This is a genomic window from Acidilobus sp. (assembly GCF_049973875.1).
GTDB lineage: Archaea > Thermoproteota > Thermoprotei_A > Sulfolobales > Acidilobaceae > Acidilobus.
In genome coordinates, this window is record NZ_JBMFJI010000010.1 from 1 (window position 1) to 17,827 (window position 17,827).

The 17,827-nt window shown below is 56.2% G+C and carries 20 protein-coding genes, 1 tRNA gene and 1 pseudogene; 13 read left to right on the forward strand and 9 right to left on the reverse strand.

Features of this window, described 5'->3' with window-relative positions; genetic code table 11:
- A pseudogene (locus ACP5H1_RS04965) lies at nucleotides 1–464 on the reverse strand (hypothetical protein); the annotation flags it as partial.
- Nucleotides 465–625: 161 nt separating this feature from the next.
- Here ACP5H1_RS04965 and ACP5H1_RS04970 point away from each other — a divergent pair.
- Nucleotides 626–1,099 (forward strand): NUDIX hydrolase, encoded by a 474-nt coding sequence (locus tag ACP5H1_RS04970; RefSeq protein WP_427972453.1) that lies wholly within the window; start codon nucleotides 626–628, stop codon nucleotides 1,097–1,099.
- Between the two features lie 141 nt (nucleotides 1,100–1,240).
- Complete coding sequence (locus ACP5H1_RS04975) at nucleotides 1,241–1,693, forward strand: PadR family transcriptional regulator (protein ID WP_427972456.1); 453 nt, start codon at nucleotides 1,241–1,243, stop codon at nucleotides 1,691–1,693.
- Here ACP5H1_RS04975 and ACP5H1_RS04980 read toward each other — a convergent pair.
- Nucleotides 1,656–2,804, reverse strand: coding sequence for a radical SAM protein (locus ACP5H1_RS04980; protein WP_427972459.1), 1,149 nt, complete (start codon nucleotides 2,802–2,804; stop codon nucleotides 1,656–1,658). The genes ACP5H1_RS04975 and ACP5H1_RS04980 overlap by 38 nt on opposite strands.
- A gap of 73 nt (nucleotides 2,805–2,877) precedes the next feature.
- Here ACP5H1_RS04980 and ACP5H1_RS04985 point away from each other — a divergent pair, with 73 nt between their 5' ends.
- The 6 genes from ACP5H1_RS04985 (at nucleotide 2,878) to ACP5H1_RS05010 (ending at nucleotide 8,416) form a co-directional block, all read left to right on the forward strand.
- A complete protein-coding gene (locus ACP5H1_RS04985; protein ID WP_427972461.1) occupies nucleotides 2,878–4,404 on the forward strand; it encodes a B12-binding domain-containing radical SAM protein in 1,527 nt (508 codons plus the stop codon).
- Between the two features lie 27 nt (nucleotides 4,405–4,431).
- A tRNA-Gly gene (locus tag ACP5H1_RS04990) sits at nucleotides 4,432–4,510 on the forward strand.
- A gap of 159 nt (nucleotides 4,511–4,669) precedes the next feature.
- Nucleotides 4,670–5,188, forward strand: coding sequence for a 4Fe-4S dicluster domain-containing protein (locus ACP5H1_RS04995; protein WP_427972464.1), 519 nt, complete (start codon nucleotides 4,670–4,672; stop codon nucleotides 5,186–5,188).
- Nucleotides 5,169–7,076, forward strand: a complete 1,908-nt coding sequence (locus tag ACP5H1_RS05000; RefSeq protein ID WP_427972467.1) for an aldehyde ferredoxin oxidoreductase family protein — start codon at nucleotides 5,169–5,171, stop codon at nucleotides 7,074–7,076. Before ACP5H1_RS04995 ends, ACP5H1_RS05000 begins: the two co-directional genes overlap by 20 nt.
- A 46-nt stretch (nucleotides 7,077–7,122) precedes the next feature.
- Nucleotides 7,123–7,554 (forward strand): PPC domain-containing DNA-binding protein, encoded by a 432-nt coding sequence (locus tag ACP5H1_RS05005; RefSeq protein ID WP_427972469.1) that lies wholly within the window; start codon nucleotides 7,123–7,125, stop codon nucleotides 7,552–7,554.
- A 10-nt stretch (nucleotides 7,555–7,564) separates the two neighbouring features.
- Complete coding sequence (locus tag ACP5H1_RS05010; RefSeq protein ID WP_427972472.1) at nucleotides 7,565–8,416, forward strand: EamA family transporter; 852 nt, start codon at nucleotides 7,565–7,567, stop codon at nucleotides 8,414–8,416.
- 58 nt (nucleotides 8,417–8,474) lie between these two features.
- Here ACP5H1_RS05010 and ACP5H1_RS05015 read toward each other — a convergent pair whose 3' ends face one another.
- The 6 genes from ACP5H1_RS05015 to ACP5H1_RS05040 form a co-directional block, all read right to left on the reverse strand.
- A complete protein-coding gene (locus ACP5H1_RS05015) occupies nucleotides 8,475–9,434 on the reverse strand; it encodes a 2-oxoacid:ferredoxin oxidoreductase subunit beta (protein ID WP_427972475.1) in 960 nt (319 codons plus the stop codon).
- A complete protein-coding gene (locus ACP5H1_RS05020; protein WP_427972547.1) occupies nucleotides 9,424–11,340 on the reverse strand; it encodes a 2-oxoacid:ferredoxin oxidoreductase subunit alpha in 1,917 nt (638 codons plus the stop codon). The genes ACP5H1_RS05015 and ACP5H1_RS05020 overlap by 11 nt, the downstream gene beginning before the upstream one ends.
- Nucleotides 11,341–11,468: 128 nt before the next feature.
- A complete protein-coding gene (locus ACP5H1_RS05025; protein ID WP_427972477.1) occupies nucleotides 11,469–12,377 on the reverse strand; it encodes an electron transfer flavoprotein subunit alpha/FixB family protein in 909 nt (302 codons plus the stop codon).
- A 10-nt stretch (nucleotides 12,378–12,387) separates the two neighbouring features.
- On the reverse strand, nucleotides 12,388–13,194 hold the full coding sequence (locus ACP5H1_RS05030) for an electron transfer flavoprotein subunit beta/FixA family protein (RefSeq protein ID WP_427972479.1): 807 nt from the start codon (nucleotides 13,192–13,194) through the stop codon (nucleotides 12,388–12,390).
- A gap of 258 nt (nucleotides 13,195–13,452) precedes the next feature.
- Complete coding sequence (locus tag ACP5H1_RS05035; protein ID WP_427972482.1) at nucleotides 13,453–13,770, reverse strand: DUF424 domain-containing protein; 318 nt, start codon at nucleotides 13,768–13,770, stop codon at nucleotides 13,453–13,455.
- A gap of 62 nt (nucleotides 13,771–13,832) precedes the next feature.
- The gene (locus ACP5H1_RS05040; RefSeq protein ID WP_427972549.1) at nucleotides 13,833–14,738 is read right to left on the reverse strand and encodes a dipeptidase; all 906 of its coding nucleotides are present in this window, start codon (nucleotides 14,736–14,738) and stop codon (nucleotides 13,833–13,835) included.
- 74 nt (nucleotides 14,739–14,812) lie between these two features.
- Here ACP5H1_RS05040 and ACP5H1_RS05045 point away from each other — a divergent pair, with 74 nt between their 5' ends.
- Nucleotides 14,813–15,322, forward strand: coding sequence for a hypothetical protein (locus ACP5H1_RS05045; protein WP_427972485.1), 510 nt, complete (start codon nucleotides 14,813–14,815; stop codon nucleotides 15,320–15,322).
- 68 nt (nucleotides 15,323–15,390) lie between these two features.
- Here ACP5H1_RS05045 and ACP5H1_RS05050 read toward each other — a convergent pair whose 3' ends face one another.
- A complete protein-coding gene (locus ACP5H1_RS05050; protein ID WP_427972486.1) occupies nucleotides 15,391–15,963 on the reverse strand; it encodes a class II aldolase/adducin family protein in 573 nt (190 codons plus the stop codon).
- Nucleotides 15,964–16,190: 227 nt separating this feature from the next.
- Between ACP5H1_RS05050 and ACP5H1_RS05055 the strand changes: the two genes are divergently transcribed.
- The 4 genes from ACP5H1_RS05055 to ACP5H1_RS05070 are packed head-to-tail and all read left to right on the forward strand — an operon-like array spanning nucleotide 16,191 to nucleotide 17,717.
- Nucleotides 16,191–16,448, forward strand: a complete 258-nt coding sequence (locus ACP5H1_RS05055; protein ID WP_427972489.1) for a hypothetical protein — start codon at nucleotides 16,191–16,193, stop codon at nucleotides 16,446–16,448.
- The gene (locus ACP5H1_RS05060) at nucleotides 16,424–17,032 is read left to right on the forward strand and encodes an amino acid permease (protein ID WP_427972491.1); all 609 of its coding nucleotides are present in this window, start codon (nucleotides 16,424–16,426) and stop codon (nucleotides 17,030–17,032) included. The genes ACP5H1_RS05055 and ACP5H1_RS05060 overlap by 25 nt, the downstream gene beginning before the upstream one ends.
- The gene (locus ACP5H1_RS05065; RefSeq protein ID WP_427972494.1) at nucleotides 17,002–17,229 is read left to right on the forward strand and encodes a hypothetical protein; all 228 of its coding nucleotides are present in this window, start codon (nucleotides 17,002–17,004) and stop codon (nucleotides 17,227–17,229) included. The genes ACP5H1_RS05060 and ACP5H1_RS05065 overlap by 31 nt, the downstream gene beginning before the upstream one ends.
- Nucleotides 17,229–17,717: a hypothetical protein gene (locus tag ACP5H1_RS05070; RefSeq protein ID WP_427972497.1), complete on the forward strand. Its 489-nt coding sequence runs from the start codon at nucleotides 17,229–17,231 to the stop codon at nucleotides 17,715–17,717. Before ACP5H1_RS05065 ends, ACP5H1_RS05070 begins: the two co-directional genes overlap by 1 nt.
- The last annotated feature ends 110 nt before the right edge of the window (nucleotides 17,718–17,827 follow it).

The following is a 17,827-nucleotide window of genomic DNA, read 5'->3' on the forward strand; positions in this document are numbered from 1 at the left end:
CCCGTTACCCCTATCCCTCGCCGGGGGTTGCCCCCCGCCCCCAGCCCCCTGGGACTCGGGGGTATGCAGCAGGGGCGCGGGGACACGCAGGCGCAGCAGAGCCCCTCTCGGGGCATCCCCACGCCCAGCAACCATGACTTCCAGGGCTTAAAAGGCCTCACCCCGCCCCTGGAAGGGGCGAGGCTTGTCGTTCCTTTTGTCATATAGACGGTTGCCATGCCGAGCTTTAGCACTGAGAACCCTATGGCCAGCGATACCAATATTATGAAGGCCTTTACAGCGCCGACGCTGAGGCCTAATAGGTTGGCAACGTCAGGGTACTGGGCGAAGAACCTGAGGTTTAGCACCCTTCTTAGGACCGCGGCGACCGCGTAAGCAACTACGACGCCTATTACTACTATTATAATGAATTCTATTATCGAGGGCAGGCTCTGAGTGATGGCATAGCTTAGCGTTGAGAGCACGCGCTTGCTGAACAGTCACCAGGTCCTCTTCTAATAAACATATTTAAAAATCTTCCTGAAGAAGTTTTATATATTAAGAATAAAATAGGGCCACCGTTAGCGTCAACAAATAAGTTAATAACATATATAGTGTGTTCTTCTCAGCCGGCAGGCGTGCAGCCTTGCGCGGGCTTTACCCGGATCAGCCTATCGTAGGCGTTGGTTCCCTTGTAATAATTGACAACAGGGTCCTCCTAGTTAAGAGGGCGGCGCCGCCAGACAAGGACAAGTGGGCTATACCTGGAGGCAAGGTAGAGCTCGGCGAGGGGCTCTACGCTGCCGCCGAGAGGGAGCTGGCTGAGGAGACGGGCCTACTGTGTAGCTCTAAAGGCGTAGTGAACGTCGATGAAATAATAACTAGAGACGAAAATGGAAAGGTGATGTTCCACTACATCCTGATAACGGTCCTTATGGGAAACTGTAGGGGAACTCCAAGGGCCTCAAGCGATGCCGTAGATGTTAGGCTGTTTGACATTGAGGAGGCGTCGAAAAGCGCGGAGGTTGCTGTTTCGACGCGCGAGTTCCTCAAAAAGATTATGAGGGGCCTGACAACCATGACGAACCCCATTGAGGTCGTCACTACGTCATCGCGATAACAGCCCTTTTAATAATGCACCTCAGCTCATTATCAAGACATGGGCCGCCGACTAGTAAATGCAGGAAACGCCGGTGGCCGTAGGGCTTGTCAAGCTAACAGATATAAGTCCTTTAAAAACCCAGCGCACGAGGGCCTTAAGTTGCAGGGCTGGGGACCGCCGTGGTCTCACATGGCCAGAGGAAGGAGAAGGGGTTGGCTGAGGCCGCTGGTCCTCTCCCTTCTCGCTAAGAGGCCTATGAATGGCATGGAGCTTATGGAGGAGATTTACAGGCTCACAGGGGGCCTCTGGAGGCCCTCGCCGGGAAGCATTTACCCTACGCTTGCAGAGCTCAGCGACGAGGGCTTCATCTCGAGGCGCGACGATGGAAGATACGAGCTTACTGAGAGGGGGCTGCAGCTGGCCCAGACCCTTTACATGCCCTTGGCATCGGCCCTTGACCCGCTCGTGATGCTTGACAACGCCCTGACGGACCTTGAGGCGCAGCTTAGCGGGTCCCCAGCGACGCTCAAGGACAAGCTTCAGCGCTTGCTTGAGGCAAGGAAAAGGCTTGACGCTATAATCGAGAAGCTGGAGGGGCAGGCAGGCCCTTGACGTAGGGGCACAGCGGGTCGGGGGCCCTCAGAGTCCTGTACCTCTGCAGCGCCCTAGCAGGGCAACCGCCGCGGCAGAGCTCGTACATTGTACATGAGCTGCACGGAAGCACGTTGCTCACGTCCCTCTGCCTGAGGTCCCTGAAGCCGCTCCTCCAAAGCTCCTTAATGCTATCCCTCCTCACGTTGCCCTCAGGCTTCATGAGTCCAATAAGAAGCTCGCACCCATAAACGTCGCCGTTGGCATCTATCACCATCCTTGACCTGCCGGCCGGGCACGTCTGGTAACTTCCCTTGCCGAGCAGCTCCTTGGCCTTCCTGTAGCTTTCCTGAAGCAGGTCCGTCGGCATAAGGAACCTCATGGAGCTCAGGGATATCCTTGGGCTGCCCGCTGCCAAGGTTAGTATTGTCCTCCAGATGTTCCCCGACGGCCGTTGAAGCCCGTTTACAATAGCTCTCCCAAAAGGCGCCAGCGCCTCAAAAGTTATGTCATCCACCCCTAGGTCCCTCGCCAGGTCAATCATGGACTTAACATATGCCTCGTTCGCGCTGAAAAGGGTGACCCCGATGGTGACCCTGAGGCCGGCCTCCTTCAGGTACCTTATGGCGGAGATGGCGGCCCTGAAGGAGCCCGGCGGCCTTATGGAATCATTTATGGCCTCGCTCGGGCCGTCGAGGGACACCTGGACCTCTGAGAGCCCTGACTCCCTGAGCCTTACGGCCTCCCTCTTACCTATGAGCGTGCCGTTAGTACTCATGGAGACCTTCATGCCGAGCCCTGAGGCCGAGCTTATGATGTCGTAGATGTCCCTCCTGAGCATGGGCTCGCCGCCAAGGATGTACAGGACCTTAGTGCCCAGGTCCGCGAGCTCCGAGAGCGCGTGGGACCACTCCTCATAGCTCAGCTCATCAGGAAGAGGCCTACCAGCAGAGATATAACAGTGGAGGCACCTGAGGTTGCAGGCCCTCGTGACGTACGCGGAGACCTGGTACGGAACTCCCTCAACAGCGAGGCCCTTGGTACCATCAGTCAGGTGGCTCAGGGGCGTCGCTGGGCACTCCGTCAGGAAGGCCTCTGCAAGGACATCGCTGAGCCTCTCGCTGTTTTTCAAAGCTTCCTCCAAGGTGCGCGCTTAGCTACTAGCAGTTATTAGCTTTGGCAAGACCCTAGTCGCTAGGAAGCCGATGGCAAACCAGCTGGAGGCCGGCGCCGTAACAAAGAAGTACAGGAAGGGCATGACAAAGGTTGGCCTCTTCTACCCGTCAACCTATGGAGTGGCCATGTCGTCCCTGGTATACCACAGGCTCTACTTCATGTTAAATGACATGGAGAACGTTTACGTTGAGAGGCTCGTGATGCCCAACGCGTCAGGGGGCCCTGTACAGCTCAGGGGGCTGGAGGGCGGCACGCCCCTCAGGTCCTTTGATTACCTCGTTATACCGGTGCACTACGAGCTTGACTATGCGAACGTCGTCAGGGCGCTCATAGGCTCAGGGATTAGCGTGAGGTCCGCCGACAGGGCCAGCCCTAAGATAATAATGGGAGGGCCCGCCGTGACGGCTAACCCAGAACCCATGGCAGACGCGGCGGACGCCATAATAATGGGTGACCTGGAGCCGTCGAGCCTGTGGCTAGAGGAGGTGCTCAACGAGGGCGCCCCCATAGAGCCCTCTGAGCACGTTTACGTGCCGTCTTACGGACCCCACGAGGTCCACATAGCCTCCTCCAACGAGATAAGGGGGGACCCCAGGAGAGTAATGGCCCTGGAGGCCGCGTTTACAATAGCTGTTGAGCTGGCGAGGGGCTGCCCCTTCTCATGCATTTTCTGCATGGACTCCTACCTCACCAAGCCGTTCAGGCCCAGGCCCGCTGATGATGTAGTCAGGGAGGCCAGGCAGCTTTACCAAAGGTACAACGAGAGGGTCGCCATGATAGGGCTCACCGTGAACGCCAGCCCGTGGTTTAAGGAAGTCCTGAGCTCGCTCCTCAGCGAGGGGATAAGGTTCTCCTTGCCCTCACTGAGGGCGGAGCTTCTCGACGAGGAATCCGTGAAGCTCATAGCGTCGGCCGGCCAGAGGACAATAACGCTGGCCCCCGAGACCTCGCAGAGGCTCAGGTTAGCCCTGGGTAAGTCGTCAAGGGATGAGGACTTCCTGAGGGTTGCTGAGAGGGCTGGCAGGCTTGGGCTTACAGTTAAGCTCTACATGATGGTCGGGGTGCCTGGGGAGAGGGAGGAGGACCTAAGGGAGGCCGCAGAGCTTGTTAAGAGCATGTCACGGGCGACCAGAGTTGAGCTCAGCGTCAACCCCCTCATCATTAAGCCGCAGACCCCGCTCCAGTGGCTCCCCATGAAGGGCGAGGGGGAGCTGAACAGGAGGCTGAAGCTGTTCCGCGAGCTCGTGCCAGGTGTTAACTTCAGCTTCTACGACCCCTTCCTTGCACTGGTCCAGGCCTCAATATCGCTTGGCAGTAGGGAAACCCTAAAGTACATAGTTGAGACGGCAACGGAAGGCGTGGGCAGGGGCTCGTGGAGAAGGCGCGCCGTGGAGGGCATGTTATCAAGCGCCTTGAGGCCCAGGGAGTCCCCGCTGCCGTGGAGCCATGTAATAGGGGCTGTGGATGAGAGCGCCCTGAAAATGAGGCTTAAGGCATATCTAGCCGAGGTGCCTGAGGCACTGGAGGAACTAGGGGATGTCAAGGGAATATTTTAAAGCCCTCACCTTATGCTTAACCTGGGTGCGGCGGTCGTCTAGCCTGGATTAGGACGTCGGCCCCCCAAGCCGAAGGTCCCGGGTTCAAATCCCGGCCGCCGCACCAGCTTATCCATTTAAAAAATTATTAATTAATATGTAGCGTAGCTATGTTCCCATATAATCGTCTTGTTGACCAAACTCGCACGGAAATCAAAAGTGCATATATGTGAGCCCTTAAAATGGCGAGGTCCCTAACCCACCCCAGTGGTGAGACCTTGAGCCAATGGAGTCTAAGGGGGTCCACGTAGTTGTGGACCCTTCTAAATGTGTTGGTTGTAATATATGCGAGCTCTGGTGCTCCTATGAACATGAAGGCGTATTCTCGAGATCCCTCTCCAGGATATCAGTTATAACTTATGAACGCCTAGGCTTTGATTACCCCGTTGTATGCCAGCAGTGCGAGCCAGCCCCATGCGTCGAGCTGTGCCCCACCGGCGCGCTGAGCAAGGGAAAGCTGGGCGAAGTGAACCTCGACAAGGGCAAGTGCATAGGCTGCAGGGTGTGCAGCGAGGTCTGTCCCTACGGCGCCGCAAGGATGGAGCCCAGGGAGGCCCGCTACCCCCTCATCTGTGACCTGTGCGGCGGGGAGCCCATGTGCGTCGCCAGGTGCCCAACTAACGCGCTGTCGCTTTCCAAGGTAACCAACGTAAAGGTGAAGCCGCGTAACGCCGCTGAGACATTCGCCATAAGCGAGCTCAGGAAGTTGGCAGAGGGGTGGGGTGTTGGCGTTGACGAGGCTTAAGGGCTATGGAGGGAAGGTGCTCAGGGTAGACCTTACTCACAGAACATACAGGGCTGAAGAGCTCGACCCCTCGCTTGCTAAGGCCTTCATAGGTGGCAGGGGGCTTAACGTCTACAGGCTGTACTGGGAGGTCCCGCCAGGTGTCGACCCGCTGGGGCCTGAGAATAAGCTAATGATAGCTACGGGGCCCCTGGTGGGCTTTCCCCACGGCCTTGGGTCGAGGCTTAACGTGACCTCCCGCTCGCCCCTGACGGGCCTCCTGGGGGACTCCAACGCGGGCACCCACTTCTCGGAGGAGATGAAGTTCGCGGGCTACGACCAGATAATCATAGAGGGCAGGAGTGAAAGGCCTGTGTACCTGTACATCACTGAGTCGGGCGTTGAGTTCATGGATGCAGAGGGCCTCTGGGGGCTCACCGTGTCTCAGACCCACGAGGCGATAAGGCATGACCTTGGGGATCAGCGGGTCCAGGTGGGCGCGGTTGGGCCTGCAGCTGAAAACCTTGTGAAGTTCGCTGGAGTCTTCTTCAACGTCTACAGGGCTGCCGGCAGGACGGGCATGGGGACGGTGTTGGCCTCCAAGAACGTTAAGGCAATAGCTGTGAGGGGGGACGGCTACATTGAGGCTGAGAACGTAGATGAGCTTCTCAAGGTTATAGATGAGATGCTCCGCAGAATATATGAGAATCCGCAGTACTGGCCAAGGAGAATAATGGGCACGTCGAGGGTGCTGATGGCCGGCCAGAGGCTTGGCTTCCTCCCAGGGAGGCACTTCCAGGACCCAGTGGTTGACTACGCGTATGATGTCAGTGGTGAGAGGCTTGCCAGGGAGTACAACGTTAAGGTGAGGGCGTGCTCGGCCGGCTGTGCGCTGCCCTGCGCGAGGTTCTTCATGATAAAGAGGGGGCCGCTGGCGGGCCTCATGGGTGAGGGGCCCGAGTACGAGCCCCTTGGCGGCTTCACCGTCAGGGTGGGCAACAGGGACCTGGACAGGGCGCTCAAGATAATACTCAAGGTAGCGGACTACGGCATGGATGCAATAACCACGAGCGAGGTCATAGCGTGGCTCATGGAACTGAGGCAGCGTGGCGAGATAACAGATGATGAGGCCGGCGTGAAGCTGGAGTGGGGCAACCCTGACACCATAGAGGAGCTTGTGGATATGATAGCCTACAGGAGGGGCGTAGGCAAGGTCCTGGCTGAGGGCGTCAAGAGGGCCTCTGAGATTCTTAACAAAGGCAAGGACATAGCGTTCCACGTTAAGGGGCTGGAGATGATACAGGCGGACCCGAGGGCCCTCAAAGGCTACGGCCTCGGCTTCGCGGTGGCCAGCAGGGGGGCAGATCACCTCAGGTCTGAGCCCTTCGTTGAGGTAGAGGATGACCCTGAGCTTGGCAAGAAGATGTTCGGGGAGCCCGAGGCAGCAATGAGGCTGGGCGTTAAGGGCAAGGGCAAGCTGATAAACTACTTCGAGGACCTCAACGCAATTGTGGACTCGTTCGAATCTTGTAAAAACACTGCGGAGAACATGCTAATACTTGACTTTGATATGGCCGCCAGGGCCTACACCGCAATCACAGGGATCCACGTCACAGAGAGCGAGATGAGGGAGACGGGCATGAGAATAGTTAACATAGAGAGGGCCTACCTGGTCAGGGAAGGGGTGAGGAGGTCCCACGACAGGCTGCCGAAGAGGTTCCTGGAGGAGCCGCTGAGGAGCGGGCCAGCCAAGGGACACGTGATAGAACTTGACGTCATGTTAGATGAATACTATGACGTGAGAGGTTGGACCAGGGATGGCGTACCAAGGAGGTCCGCCCTACTAAGGCTGGGGCTCAAGGAGGTGGCCATGGACTTAGAGGCCAGGGGGGTAAAGCTCGAGGACTAACTAACGCGTTAATTGCCCCTAGGGTAAAAGTCAGCAGGTGAGGGCTGTGGAAGTAAGCCTTTCTCCCTCCTCCCTGGTAATTGCAAGGCTTCACCCTGGGGAGGAGCTGCTTGAGTCCATAAGGCAGCTCTCCAGGAAGTACGCAATAAGCGGTGGCCTCATAGTAGCCATTGGAGGCCTGAAGCACCTGGAGGTGGGAGTCTACAAGCAGGGAAAGTATGACGTCCAGAGCTTCGACGCCAGCGAGGGCGAGACCATAGAGCTCACGTCCGCCATAGGGAGCCTGGCCCTTGACGAAACTGGAGCCCCTTCACCTCACATACACGTGACGGCGGCGCTGCCAAATCATCAGCCCGTGTCGGGCCACCTGCTTAAGGGCGTGGTCAGCCCCCTGGCTGAAGTCTTCATAGTGAGCGCTTCTGGGACCCTCCGGAGGCTCATGGACCAGTCCATAGGGCTTCCGGCGTTAACCCTGTGAGGTTGTAAGCTTGATACCAAGGGCAGCGGCTCTCGCCATGGCAGTGTCTGTTGGTGTGGCCTTTGGGGTACATGATGCTGTCGCTAAAATGAAGCTTGAAGGCGCTGACCCGTCGCTCCTCTCGTTCTCAACGCTTCTGGCGGGGCTCCCACTCCTTGCCATCATGCTGCCCTTCGCTGGCGGCCTCAGGCTGACCCTCGCGTCAGCTGGACTCTTTATTGCGGCTGGCATAGTGAACTTCAGCGTCGGAAGGACTCTCATGTACGCCGCGACCTCCCGGCTATCCTCAAGCGGGGCGAGCGTTATGACCAGCTCCAGCGCGGCCTTCTCAATACTCATGAGCCTATTCCTGGGCGAGCGGATAACGCTCTCAATAGTTCTAGGGGTCATCGCTATAATGGCCGGCGTTTACCTGGCGTCAGACTGGGGCACCGAGAGGTTCAGCCTCTCGGGCCTTGGGCTTGGGCTTGCCACGGGTTTTGCTATAGCGTCATCAGTTGCTATAATAAAGCTTGGCGACCTCTACGGCGGCAGCCCAGGGCTCGGAGTGATAATAGCTTACCTCTCAGGGCTGGTGGCGCTCAGCCCCAGGGCTAGCCTAAGCCTGCTGAGGAGGTTCGGAAAGCCAGTAGCCATAATGGGCCTGGCCGCGGCCCTGGGCCAGCTTCTCAGGTACGTGGCCCTCACATCATTGGAAGTCGACGTCGCGACACCGCTTCAAAACCTGAGGCCCATAGTGACGACCGCCCTACTTTACGGCGCCACCAGGGAGGCTGGCAAGCACCCTATGATAAGGCACTGGGCCGCGGCCTGCGTGGCGTTCCTCGGAATACTGCTGGTGTCGGGAGCGATAGCTCTATAATTATTAAAATCATTAAAATCAAAAAACTTTAAAATATAACTATGTTTAGAAAGCTTATTTAGTTCTGCTCTTTCCTCACATTTATTATGTAGTCCTTAAATATAGCCCTCATTGTTGGCACGTCTACTATGGGTGTTCCATCGTCCTTTGCTATTACGTTCTCGGCCGGCGGCATCTGCATGTACATCGGGTTCACCTTAGAGACGTTGTCGACGAAGCTCTCGACATAGGGGTTAGCATAGAATATGCCTACAGGTATTCTATCTCCCCACTCCTGGGCCTTAGCAAACGCCCTGCTCAGCTTCTCCGCCGCCTCCTTCGGGTCGGGGCTCTTCACGTATGGGTCCCAGTCCTTCTCGCTGTCAAGCTTGTAAAGCCTCTGCTTGTAAAAGTCTGGCGTGTAGATGTTGTTCCATGTCGGGCACGGCTGCAGCACGTCTACGACGGCTGCGCCCCTGTGTTTTATGGCAGCCTTCAGTATCTCCTTAAGGTCGTCTATCCACAGCGCGTAGGCCCTGGCCACGAAGGTGTAGCCGCTTGCAAGGGCGACAGATATCGGGTTAACCCAGTCCTGCATGTTAGGTAAAGGCATTGACTTGACCCTCTGGCCTGCCCTCAGAGTTGGCGACGCCTGTCCCTTGGTCAGGCCGTACACCTGATTATCGTGAATTATCACTTTTACGTCCAGGTTTCTCCTTCCAAGCGCGACAAAGTGCGCCATGCCTATTCCCAGGAGGTCGCCGTCGCCGCCGTTAACTAACACTGTGAGCTCCGGGTTGGCCAGCTTTATGCCCTCGGCGTAAGGTATGGACCTCCCGTGAAGGTTGTGGACGCCGTTTACATTGAGGAAGTGCGACGTCTTGCCGCTGCAGCCTATGCCTGAAACGTCGACCACTTTGTCGGGCGGTATGTTCAGCTCGGCCAGCGCCCTCTGCATGGCTGTCAGTATGCCGAAGTTGCCGCAGGCGGGGCACCAGTCGACCCACACGTTGGTCTTATATGCGGCCTCACTCACCATAGGTCAACACCTCCCTCACGCTCTTACCCTCAAGGATCCTCTTCACGGCCTCCTTGAGCTCCATGCGATACATGGGCCTCCCCGTGTACTTCAAAATAAACCTTGATATCTTAAAGCCCGTGTTCATCTCTATAACCTTGGCCGCCTGGCCAAGGTAGTTGTGCTCAACGTCTATTATCCTCTTGGGGTCGAACTTTGACAGGATGTCGGCCACGTACTTTGATGGGAACGGGCTGAAGACCTTTAAGTGAAGGTAGGCGCCGCGGTAGCCCTCCTGCTTTAGCTCCTCAAGGGCGTCAAGGGCCGCCCCCTTCACGAAGCCCCAGCCCACCAGCAGGAAGTCAGCGTTGTCGTCGCCGTAATATACTGCCCTCTCCTCCACGGGTATCTCCTGGTCCATGATCTCAAGCTTCTTCATCCTCTTGTCATACATCTTGACCCTGTTCATGGGATCCTCGCTTATGTGGCCCCACTCGTTGTGTTCATCGCCAGTGTACCAGGTTATGGCGCCGGAGCCTATGGCAGGCCTCGGGCTTACGGGGTCGCTTAGGTCGAACCTCTTCATGGGTCCCGAGGCCTTAAGTATAAGCTTGCCCCTGTTAACCTTAACCTTGGAGGGGTCAGGCATCCTCATGGCCGATATGACGTTAGCCATGTACTTGTCTACGAGGTGTATAACGGGCACCTGGAACCCCTCGGCCCAGTTGAGGGCCTTCAGTGTGTCGTAGAATGCTTCCTCTATGTCACCACTTGCAATCACTATCCTTGGGAACTCGCCGTGGCTAGCGAAGAGCGAGAACAGCAGGTCAGCCTGCTCCCCCCTTGTCGGCTGCCCAGTGCTTGGGCCTCCCCTCTGGTAGAAGGTTATCAGCAGCGGCACCTCGTTGTGGCCAGCCCAGCCAAGGCCCTCAGCCATCAGGCTGAAGCCTGGCCCGCTGGTTGCAGTGGCTGCCCTCACGCCCGTGAGGGCGGCGCCTATTGCTGAGTTTATAGCTGCCAGCTCGTCCTCCGTCTGGAAGACGACTATTGAGCCCACCGGCTTGCCTTCAACGCTGACTGCCTGGTGAGCCTCTATGAACACGGACTCGTCCGACGCTGGAGTTATTGGGTAGTATGACTGATACCTGACGCCGCCAACTATCTTAGCCATGCCTATAACGTCGTTCCCGCTGGCGCTGATCATCTCCTCAACGTCAAGCTTGGGCTCGTCGAGCTTTGCAAGCCCCCTCACTTCCTTAGGGATGCTCTCCATTGCAAGCCCTACGACAACCATGTTAGCGTCAACTACCTTCTGGTTGCCCTTGAACCTCACGCTGAGCCCGTCCCTTATGACCTCCGGGTCAACGCCCAGGACCGCAGCCGCGGCGCCCAGGAGTATGCTGTTCCTGTAGCGCTGCACCTCAACGCTGCTGACCCAGAGCTTCTGTCTGGCATCGTCAAGTATCCTCCTGAAGTCCAGAGGAACGGCATGAGCATTTAGCTTCTCCTCAACGATCTTAGCAGCGTTGCCTACCGTGGGCTCGAGGCCGTACTCCTTGAACCTGGCCTCGACCCTCTCCCTCACCTCAGGCTCCATGCTTATTACTTGGGAGATCTTAGTCTTCTCAACACCTGCGTCGTAAATTAGGGCCCCTCCTGGCGCAACCTCGTGGAAGTGCGTCAGTACCGACTCGGCGTCCATCGCGCCCACTAGCTCTACTGGATAGGTCAGGCTGCGCGGGAACGAGGTGGCAGATATCGTGAAGTGCACGTACGAATGCCTCCCCACTATGTTTGAGTAGTACTCCCTGTCCGACATAATGCCGTAGCCCAGCCCTGCCAGGGAGGCCGTGAGCACCGAGGCGCTGGTCTCAACGCCAGCGCCCTGCGGCCCGCCAAGCAGCAGGTGAACCTCCTTAAGTGCCATTGCTCGCACTCATCAGATTAGGCTAGCCTAAAACGCTTTTACACTGGTGTATGTATTTTTCTTTTTCATAATCTTAAATAATTTCTTCAAAATATTTTTATAGAAAAGTATTATAAAGTGTATCCAGGCTACCTGTGAAGTCTCTCCCTCAGCCTCTTCGTGAGCACTGGCACAAACTGGTAAAGGTCGGCCACAACTCCATAGTCACAGTTCTTGAATATCGGGGCGCTCTTGTCATTGTTTATGGCTACTACAAGCTTAGCGTCGGTGATGCCCGCCAGGTGCTGCGGCGCGCCGCTTATGCCTATCGCCACGTAAAGCTTCGGGGCCACCTTATGGCCGCTCAGGCCAACCCAGTGGTCCTCGCTAAGCCACTTGAGGTCGGCCGCCACGGGCCTCGAGCAGCCTATCTGGGCGTTGAGCACCTCCGCCAGGTCAAAGGCCAGCTTGAGGTCGTCCTTGCTCCTGAACCCCCTCCCAACGCTCACTATTATCTCAGCTGTCTCTATATTAACGCCGCCCCTCTCCTTGGGCCTTCTCTCAACAACTTTAAGGGAGGGAGCAACCGTTAGCTCCTTTACGTCGCCTTTGGACTGTGACTTCTGCGCCCTGGGCGTCTTCCTGGCGGCCAGGAGGAGGACCGCCGGCAGCGGGACTACGTCATCCTCCAGCGCCCTCCCGCTTAGGAAGCCGCGAGTGTATGAGACCTGGTCGCCCGAGAGCTTCACATTGAAGACCTCAGTTGCCATAGGCAGATCGTAGAGCCCTGCAAGCCTCGAGAGGGCGTCCTTCAGGTTCTTGGAGGTTGGGGCGACCACAAGGGAAGGCTTGACCTGGTCATAGATCTCCTTAACGGCCTTGAATATGGACTCAGGGTCGTCCTGGGCTATATGATAGACTGTGTGGCCGTACTCGGCCAGCGAGGCCGCATTAACGTTACCATAAGCCACTATGTGTACGCTGCCTAACTGCCTGGCTACAGTTAGGGCCTCAGCTATGTCGTCTTCAGAGCCTCCAACGACCAGCGAGGAGGCCATTGCAATCACCTCACGCCTTTATCACGCCCTCGGAGACCAGGGCGTCTATCAGCTTGTCGGCCGTCTCCTCAAGAGTCTTGCCCTCTATCATTACCTGCTTCCTCTTAACTGCAAGCACCCTGGCGGCCGAGAGCTTCTTCTTTGGCGTCACCACGTCGCTCAGGTCGCTTAACTTGACCACGTGCTGCGGCTTCCTTGAGGCCATCCTTATCTGTATCAGGGTTGGAGGCCTCGGGGAGTTTATCTCCCTGGTGACGCTCACAACTGCGGGAAGCGGGGCCTCTACAACCTCCACGTAATCCTCCACGTCTCTCTCGGCCACCAGGGTGTTGCCTTTGATATCAATCTTTCTCGCAAAGCTAACGTAGGGCAGGCCGAGCTTCGCGGCGACCCTGCCCGCCACCTGGCCCGAGAACCCATCAATGGTGGCCTCACCGGCCAGTATTATATCCGGCCTTATGTTGAACTTCTTGAGCACAGCCACTATAGCGGAGGCTGTGGTTACCTGGTCCCCAGGAGTTATCGAGTCATCCTCAACTATGTAGGCCTCGTCCACGCCCTTCGCCAGGCCCTCCTGAACGGCCATCTTTATGTCCTTGTCCCTCTTAGCCACGGGCCCCCACGTAGCTACGCTTATGGAGTAAATCTTTGAGCCCTTGAAGTACTGGTCCCTAATCCTTATCGCCTCCTCCACCGCGTTCCTGTCTATATCTGATAGCTTCAGAGGCATGTAATCAAAGTCCACGGAGCCCTCAGGGGTCCCCCTTATCATCTCTGGGTTGAGGGCCGGCTTCAGCAACACCACTATGTCTCCCACGTGATCACCCGCCTGCTATATTTGGCCCTGTAAATAAAAGGTCAAGCCTATGGGCTGCATATAGGGGAGTTCAGCTGGGCTCTTTTGGAGTTTACAGCTTGTCCCTGCGCCTTCACTTAACTACTTCTCCTGTTCAGCCATGATAGGCGTGAGCCTTTCGCCCCGCCGCAGGGCTTCTGAACCCCAATGGGCTCACGGGTAACCGAGCCCAACGGCGTGAGGCCCATCTAAGGCTGGGCCGCGGGCTCGAAGAAGGGTTCAGCCCAACATGAGTGACTTGAATACCTGCACGTAAGGTACCCCACCTACCACTATCTCCGAGCCTGGGGCAACAAGGCCGAGCCTCGCGGCAAGTTCCACTGACCTCTTGCCGACAAGCACTATCATGTCAGCTTCATCAAAAAGCCTCAGCACGTCGTTCTCGTCGCCCACCTTATCCCCGAAGAACTCCTCGTTAACTTCAAGTACCGCTCCATCCTCCCTCGTGAACCTCCTGTTTAACAGCTCGGCGTCAGCCACTGCTAACACCGTGCCGGACTCGGACCTTATTATGTTGTAAACCAGCTTGCCCCCCATGTCAGCCAGCTCAAGATTTGTAATGGCAAGGGATGTTTAAAAGCTCAAGTAGGGGGTATTGACTACTGCGGCAGCGCCTCCTTGAAGACGCGCAGCGCGTTGCCCCACAGGACGGCCTCCGCGTGGCCGCCAAGCCTTGAAGCAAGGTCATCAATGTTGGAGAGGTCTGAGAACCCCTGTGGGTACCTGTCAAGGCCTAGGAAGTCCGTGCCCAGGGCCACGTGATCCCACCCAAACCTCTCGCCGATGTATCTGGCGACCGCGGCCATCCCATCTATGTCATCGGATGGCAGCGTGCCTGGTATGCTGGTCACGCCAATTACGCCCCCAGTCTTTACTATGCCCTCTATCTCCGCGTCGTCGAGGTTCCTGTAGTGCTGCTTCAGCGCCATCACGTTGCTGTGAGTGGCTATGACGGGCTTCCTGCTTAAGTAAGTTACGTCAAGGGTTGTCTGCCTGGACGAGTGCGACACGTCTATTACCACTCCAAGCTCGTTGGCAAGCTTTACCAGCTCCTCGCCCTGGTCTGTGAGGCCGTAGTCCTTCTTTGAGGTGCATGATGACGCGAACTTGGTATTGTAGTTCCAAGTTGGAGCTATTACCCTGAGGCCGGCGTTAAAGAGCCAGAGCAAGTCATAGGCGTCGCTGAGGGCGTCGGTGCCCTCAAGCCCTATTATTAGCTTCACCCCGGGCTGGTCTAGGTCGCTGGCCCTCCTCACTATCCTCACCTTGCCCTCGCGCTCAAGGCTTAGGAAGTACTTAAGCTGGTTGAGCAACACGTTAAGCGTTAGGTCATACCTCCCCCTGCCGACGGCAGGGAATATCATAGCCACCACTGCGACGTCGCCTAACTTCGACAGCTTGTCAAGGCTTGTGGGGCCCTGCCCCGACACGAAGTCGTAGCCCCTGGAGTACCAGTACCCTATGTCCTCATGTAGGTCAATAAGCCTCGTGGTCCCACCAGACAGCCTATGGTTGAAGGCTAAATATTATATGTTCACGCAATGAAGCTTTATACGCAGCTAGAACGGCTTTCTACTTAGTGAGCGAGTTGGCGCTGCAGAACTTTGAGGCCAGGAGGAGGCTGGCCGAGTACTTTAAGAATGAGGCTAAGCGTGAGCTCGAGTACGCGGAAAAGCTGAGGGCGACCTCCGAGAAGTCCCAGAACCCAGTGGTAAAGCTCATAATGGACGCCGTGTCCCAGGACTCAATAAAGCACTCTAAGATTTATGAAACTATGGCATCCATAATTCAGGGCACGGGGCTCATAGACCAGGCGGAGTCCTCGGCCGTGCTTAACGACATAGAGTCGCACATACAGATGGAGAAGGAGAGCATAGACGAACTTGGAAGGCTTAAAAACGATAATATGATAAAGTCCGACCCCGTGCTCACGTTCCTCATAGATATGCTGCTGAGGGACGAGAGCTTCCATCACGCCCTCCTGACGCAGATCTACAACGCAATAATAAAGAACATAACTCTCAGCGAGCAGGAGATATGGGACGCCGTGTGGCGTGACGCGACATATCATGGGACGCCGGGAGGCTGACCACATAAGGCCCTTTGCTTGCACTGAGACTCTCGTAGCTTAGGAACCCTTTCTTTGCTTGTTAACGTTCACCTTTTCATTAAATTAACGTATAATTGAACTTCAGCCAGGTCGCTCAGGGCTTCAACGATATCGAGAGCCTCATAGACGTCACGGGAGGAGTAGGCCACTATGCCGTGGCCTCTAAGCGCGGCTGCCTGGCACTGCTTGAGCGCGTCGCTTACCGCAGCCGCGAGCTCCTGGGTGCCAGGCTTTACATAAGGTACCTCGCTGACGCAATTAACTCTGGCCCTGGCCTCTGTAGTTATGGAAAGGTCGAGCTTAGACCCAAGCTCGTAGAGCGCTATCACCTTAGGCGGGTGAGCGTGCACAACGCTCACAGCTGAAGGTATTGAACTGTATATCCCCAGGTGCATCCTGAACTCGCTGCTTGGAGTTCCAACTATCACGTTACCGTCAAGCGTCATAACTGCTATGTCGTCAGCCTTAAGCTGATGCCTTGGAACTCCCGTCGGAGTTATATAAACAAGTCCTGATGACCTGTCTATGACGCTGACGTTACCCCCCTTCACTTGTACTAGCCCCCTCTGGTAGAGGAGCCTCATAACGTCTGCAACGACCTCCATAACTTCCTCGTTCAACCTCAACCTACGTAACCCATCTACCAGGACTATTACAACTGAGTTAAAACTGTTAGGGCGAATGACAGACTTCACTAATGATTGTTTGAGTAGCTCGCTGTTCGCCGTGTCAAGGGTAGGCTGGCCGTGAATGCTCTACATAAAGACCTGTACAACAGTTGTGCACATGCATTAATGCCTTATAAAGCATGACTGTTGCCACGAGGCCAGCGTTTTAGGTGATGCATATGCCAAGCAGGTCCCTGAGGAGGGAGCTCTCTTTCCTTGAGATACTGATAGCCGGGATAGTGGGCGCCGTAGGAACTGGCGTCCTCTTTGCGCCCGCGCAGATGGCAGTTGAGGCAGGGCCGAGCCTGATCATGGCATGGGTTCTCGGCGCTGTATTCTATACGTTCATCTCCATACCTATCATAGAGCTGGCCCTTACCTGGCCCGAGGCCGGGGGCCTGCCAGGTACCCCTTGTATACCCATGGTAACACCTTAAACCTGATATCATCATTTATGAACCTGGTCTGGTACCTCTTCATACCACCTATAGAGGCCCTGGCCGCCGTCGAGGGCCTCTCGTTCATATTTCCGTCACTAATAGTCCCACATACCACTATTCCGACCCTGCAAGGCGCTGTGGTGGGAACACTGCTCCTGTTGCTCTTCGTGCCATTCAATTACTTCGGCGTGAAGGCCTTTGGTAAGGCCACCGCCTCGGTCGGCATTATAAAGCTGCTCGTTTACGTTGCCGCAGCGCTGGCCCTGGCCTTCGCGTTCTTTGACTTCAGGAACTTCTCAGCAGTCAAAGGAGGTTTCATGCCTTTTGGGTTCAGCGGCGTCTTCCTCGCGATACCCTTTGCCATGTTCGCATATGGCGGCATAAGGGTTATACCCGACTTCGCTGAGGAGGTAAAGGATAAATCATTCTTAGGAAAGGCCATACTGCTAAAGGTGCTGGGCCAGACTCTTTTCTATATACTGTTCAGCGTGGTCTTCATTGGCGGGTTAAAGTGGAGCGCGCTTAGCATAACGCCGGTAACTGGACGGCAGTGGGCTACCTGCCGGGGAACCCCTTCGTAGACCTAGCGAACGCCGCCAGGTCCTCGCTTGCGCTCTACCTGACACTAGTCGTCGCTATACTAGGTCCATTAGTCACAGGCTACATATACCTGGGCAGCGGTGTCAGGGTGCTGTTCTCTATGGCAAGGTCGGGCTACATGCCTGAGAAGCTTAAGGAAATAAGCGAGTCCTACGCGATCCCTACTGGGCCCTCATAGTGTTTGCTATAATTGCAGCAGTTCTGACCTTCCTGACGGCCCCCGTGCCTACAATATATGCTATGCTCCAGGACGCCGTGGTGGGCGGCTACCTGGCCTTTGCAACTCTCCCCGTGGCGATGCTCGCTGGCCACAGGAAGAACCTGATACCTAAGGAGTATAGGTTGCCAGGCTCATGGATATGGGCTGCCCTGGCCTTTGCCAGCGCCTCGCTCATATCGTTCTGGAGCGGCTGGCCTGCAGTGCCCTACGCGGTAGCCATAGGGCTTGCCGGCGCCCTGGTCTTTGGCGCCATATTTAGGGTCAAAGGAGGCCTTCTCAGCTCCTTATGGTACCTTGCATACCTAGGCTTCATAGTACTCATGTCTTACATAGGAAGCGACGGCGCCCTCTCCATCATAGGCTTCATACCAGCAAGCATCATAGTTGCTGTAGTCTCAGTCATTGTATTTCTCCCATGGGGTGTCCTCAGCGCAAGCTCATCATAAAACGATTCCTGCCCCTTAGCGCTCCATGGTTTTCCCTTCTTTTCTTAATATTATAAATTGATAAAAACATAAAAACCCTTTCATATAGCGACCCGCTTCCAAAACATGCG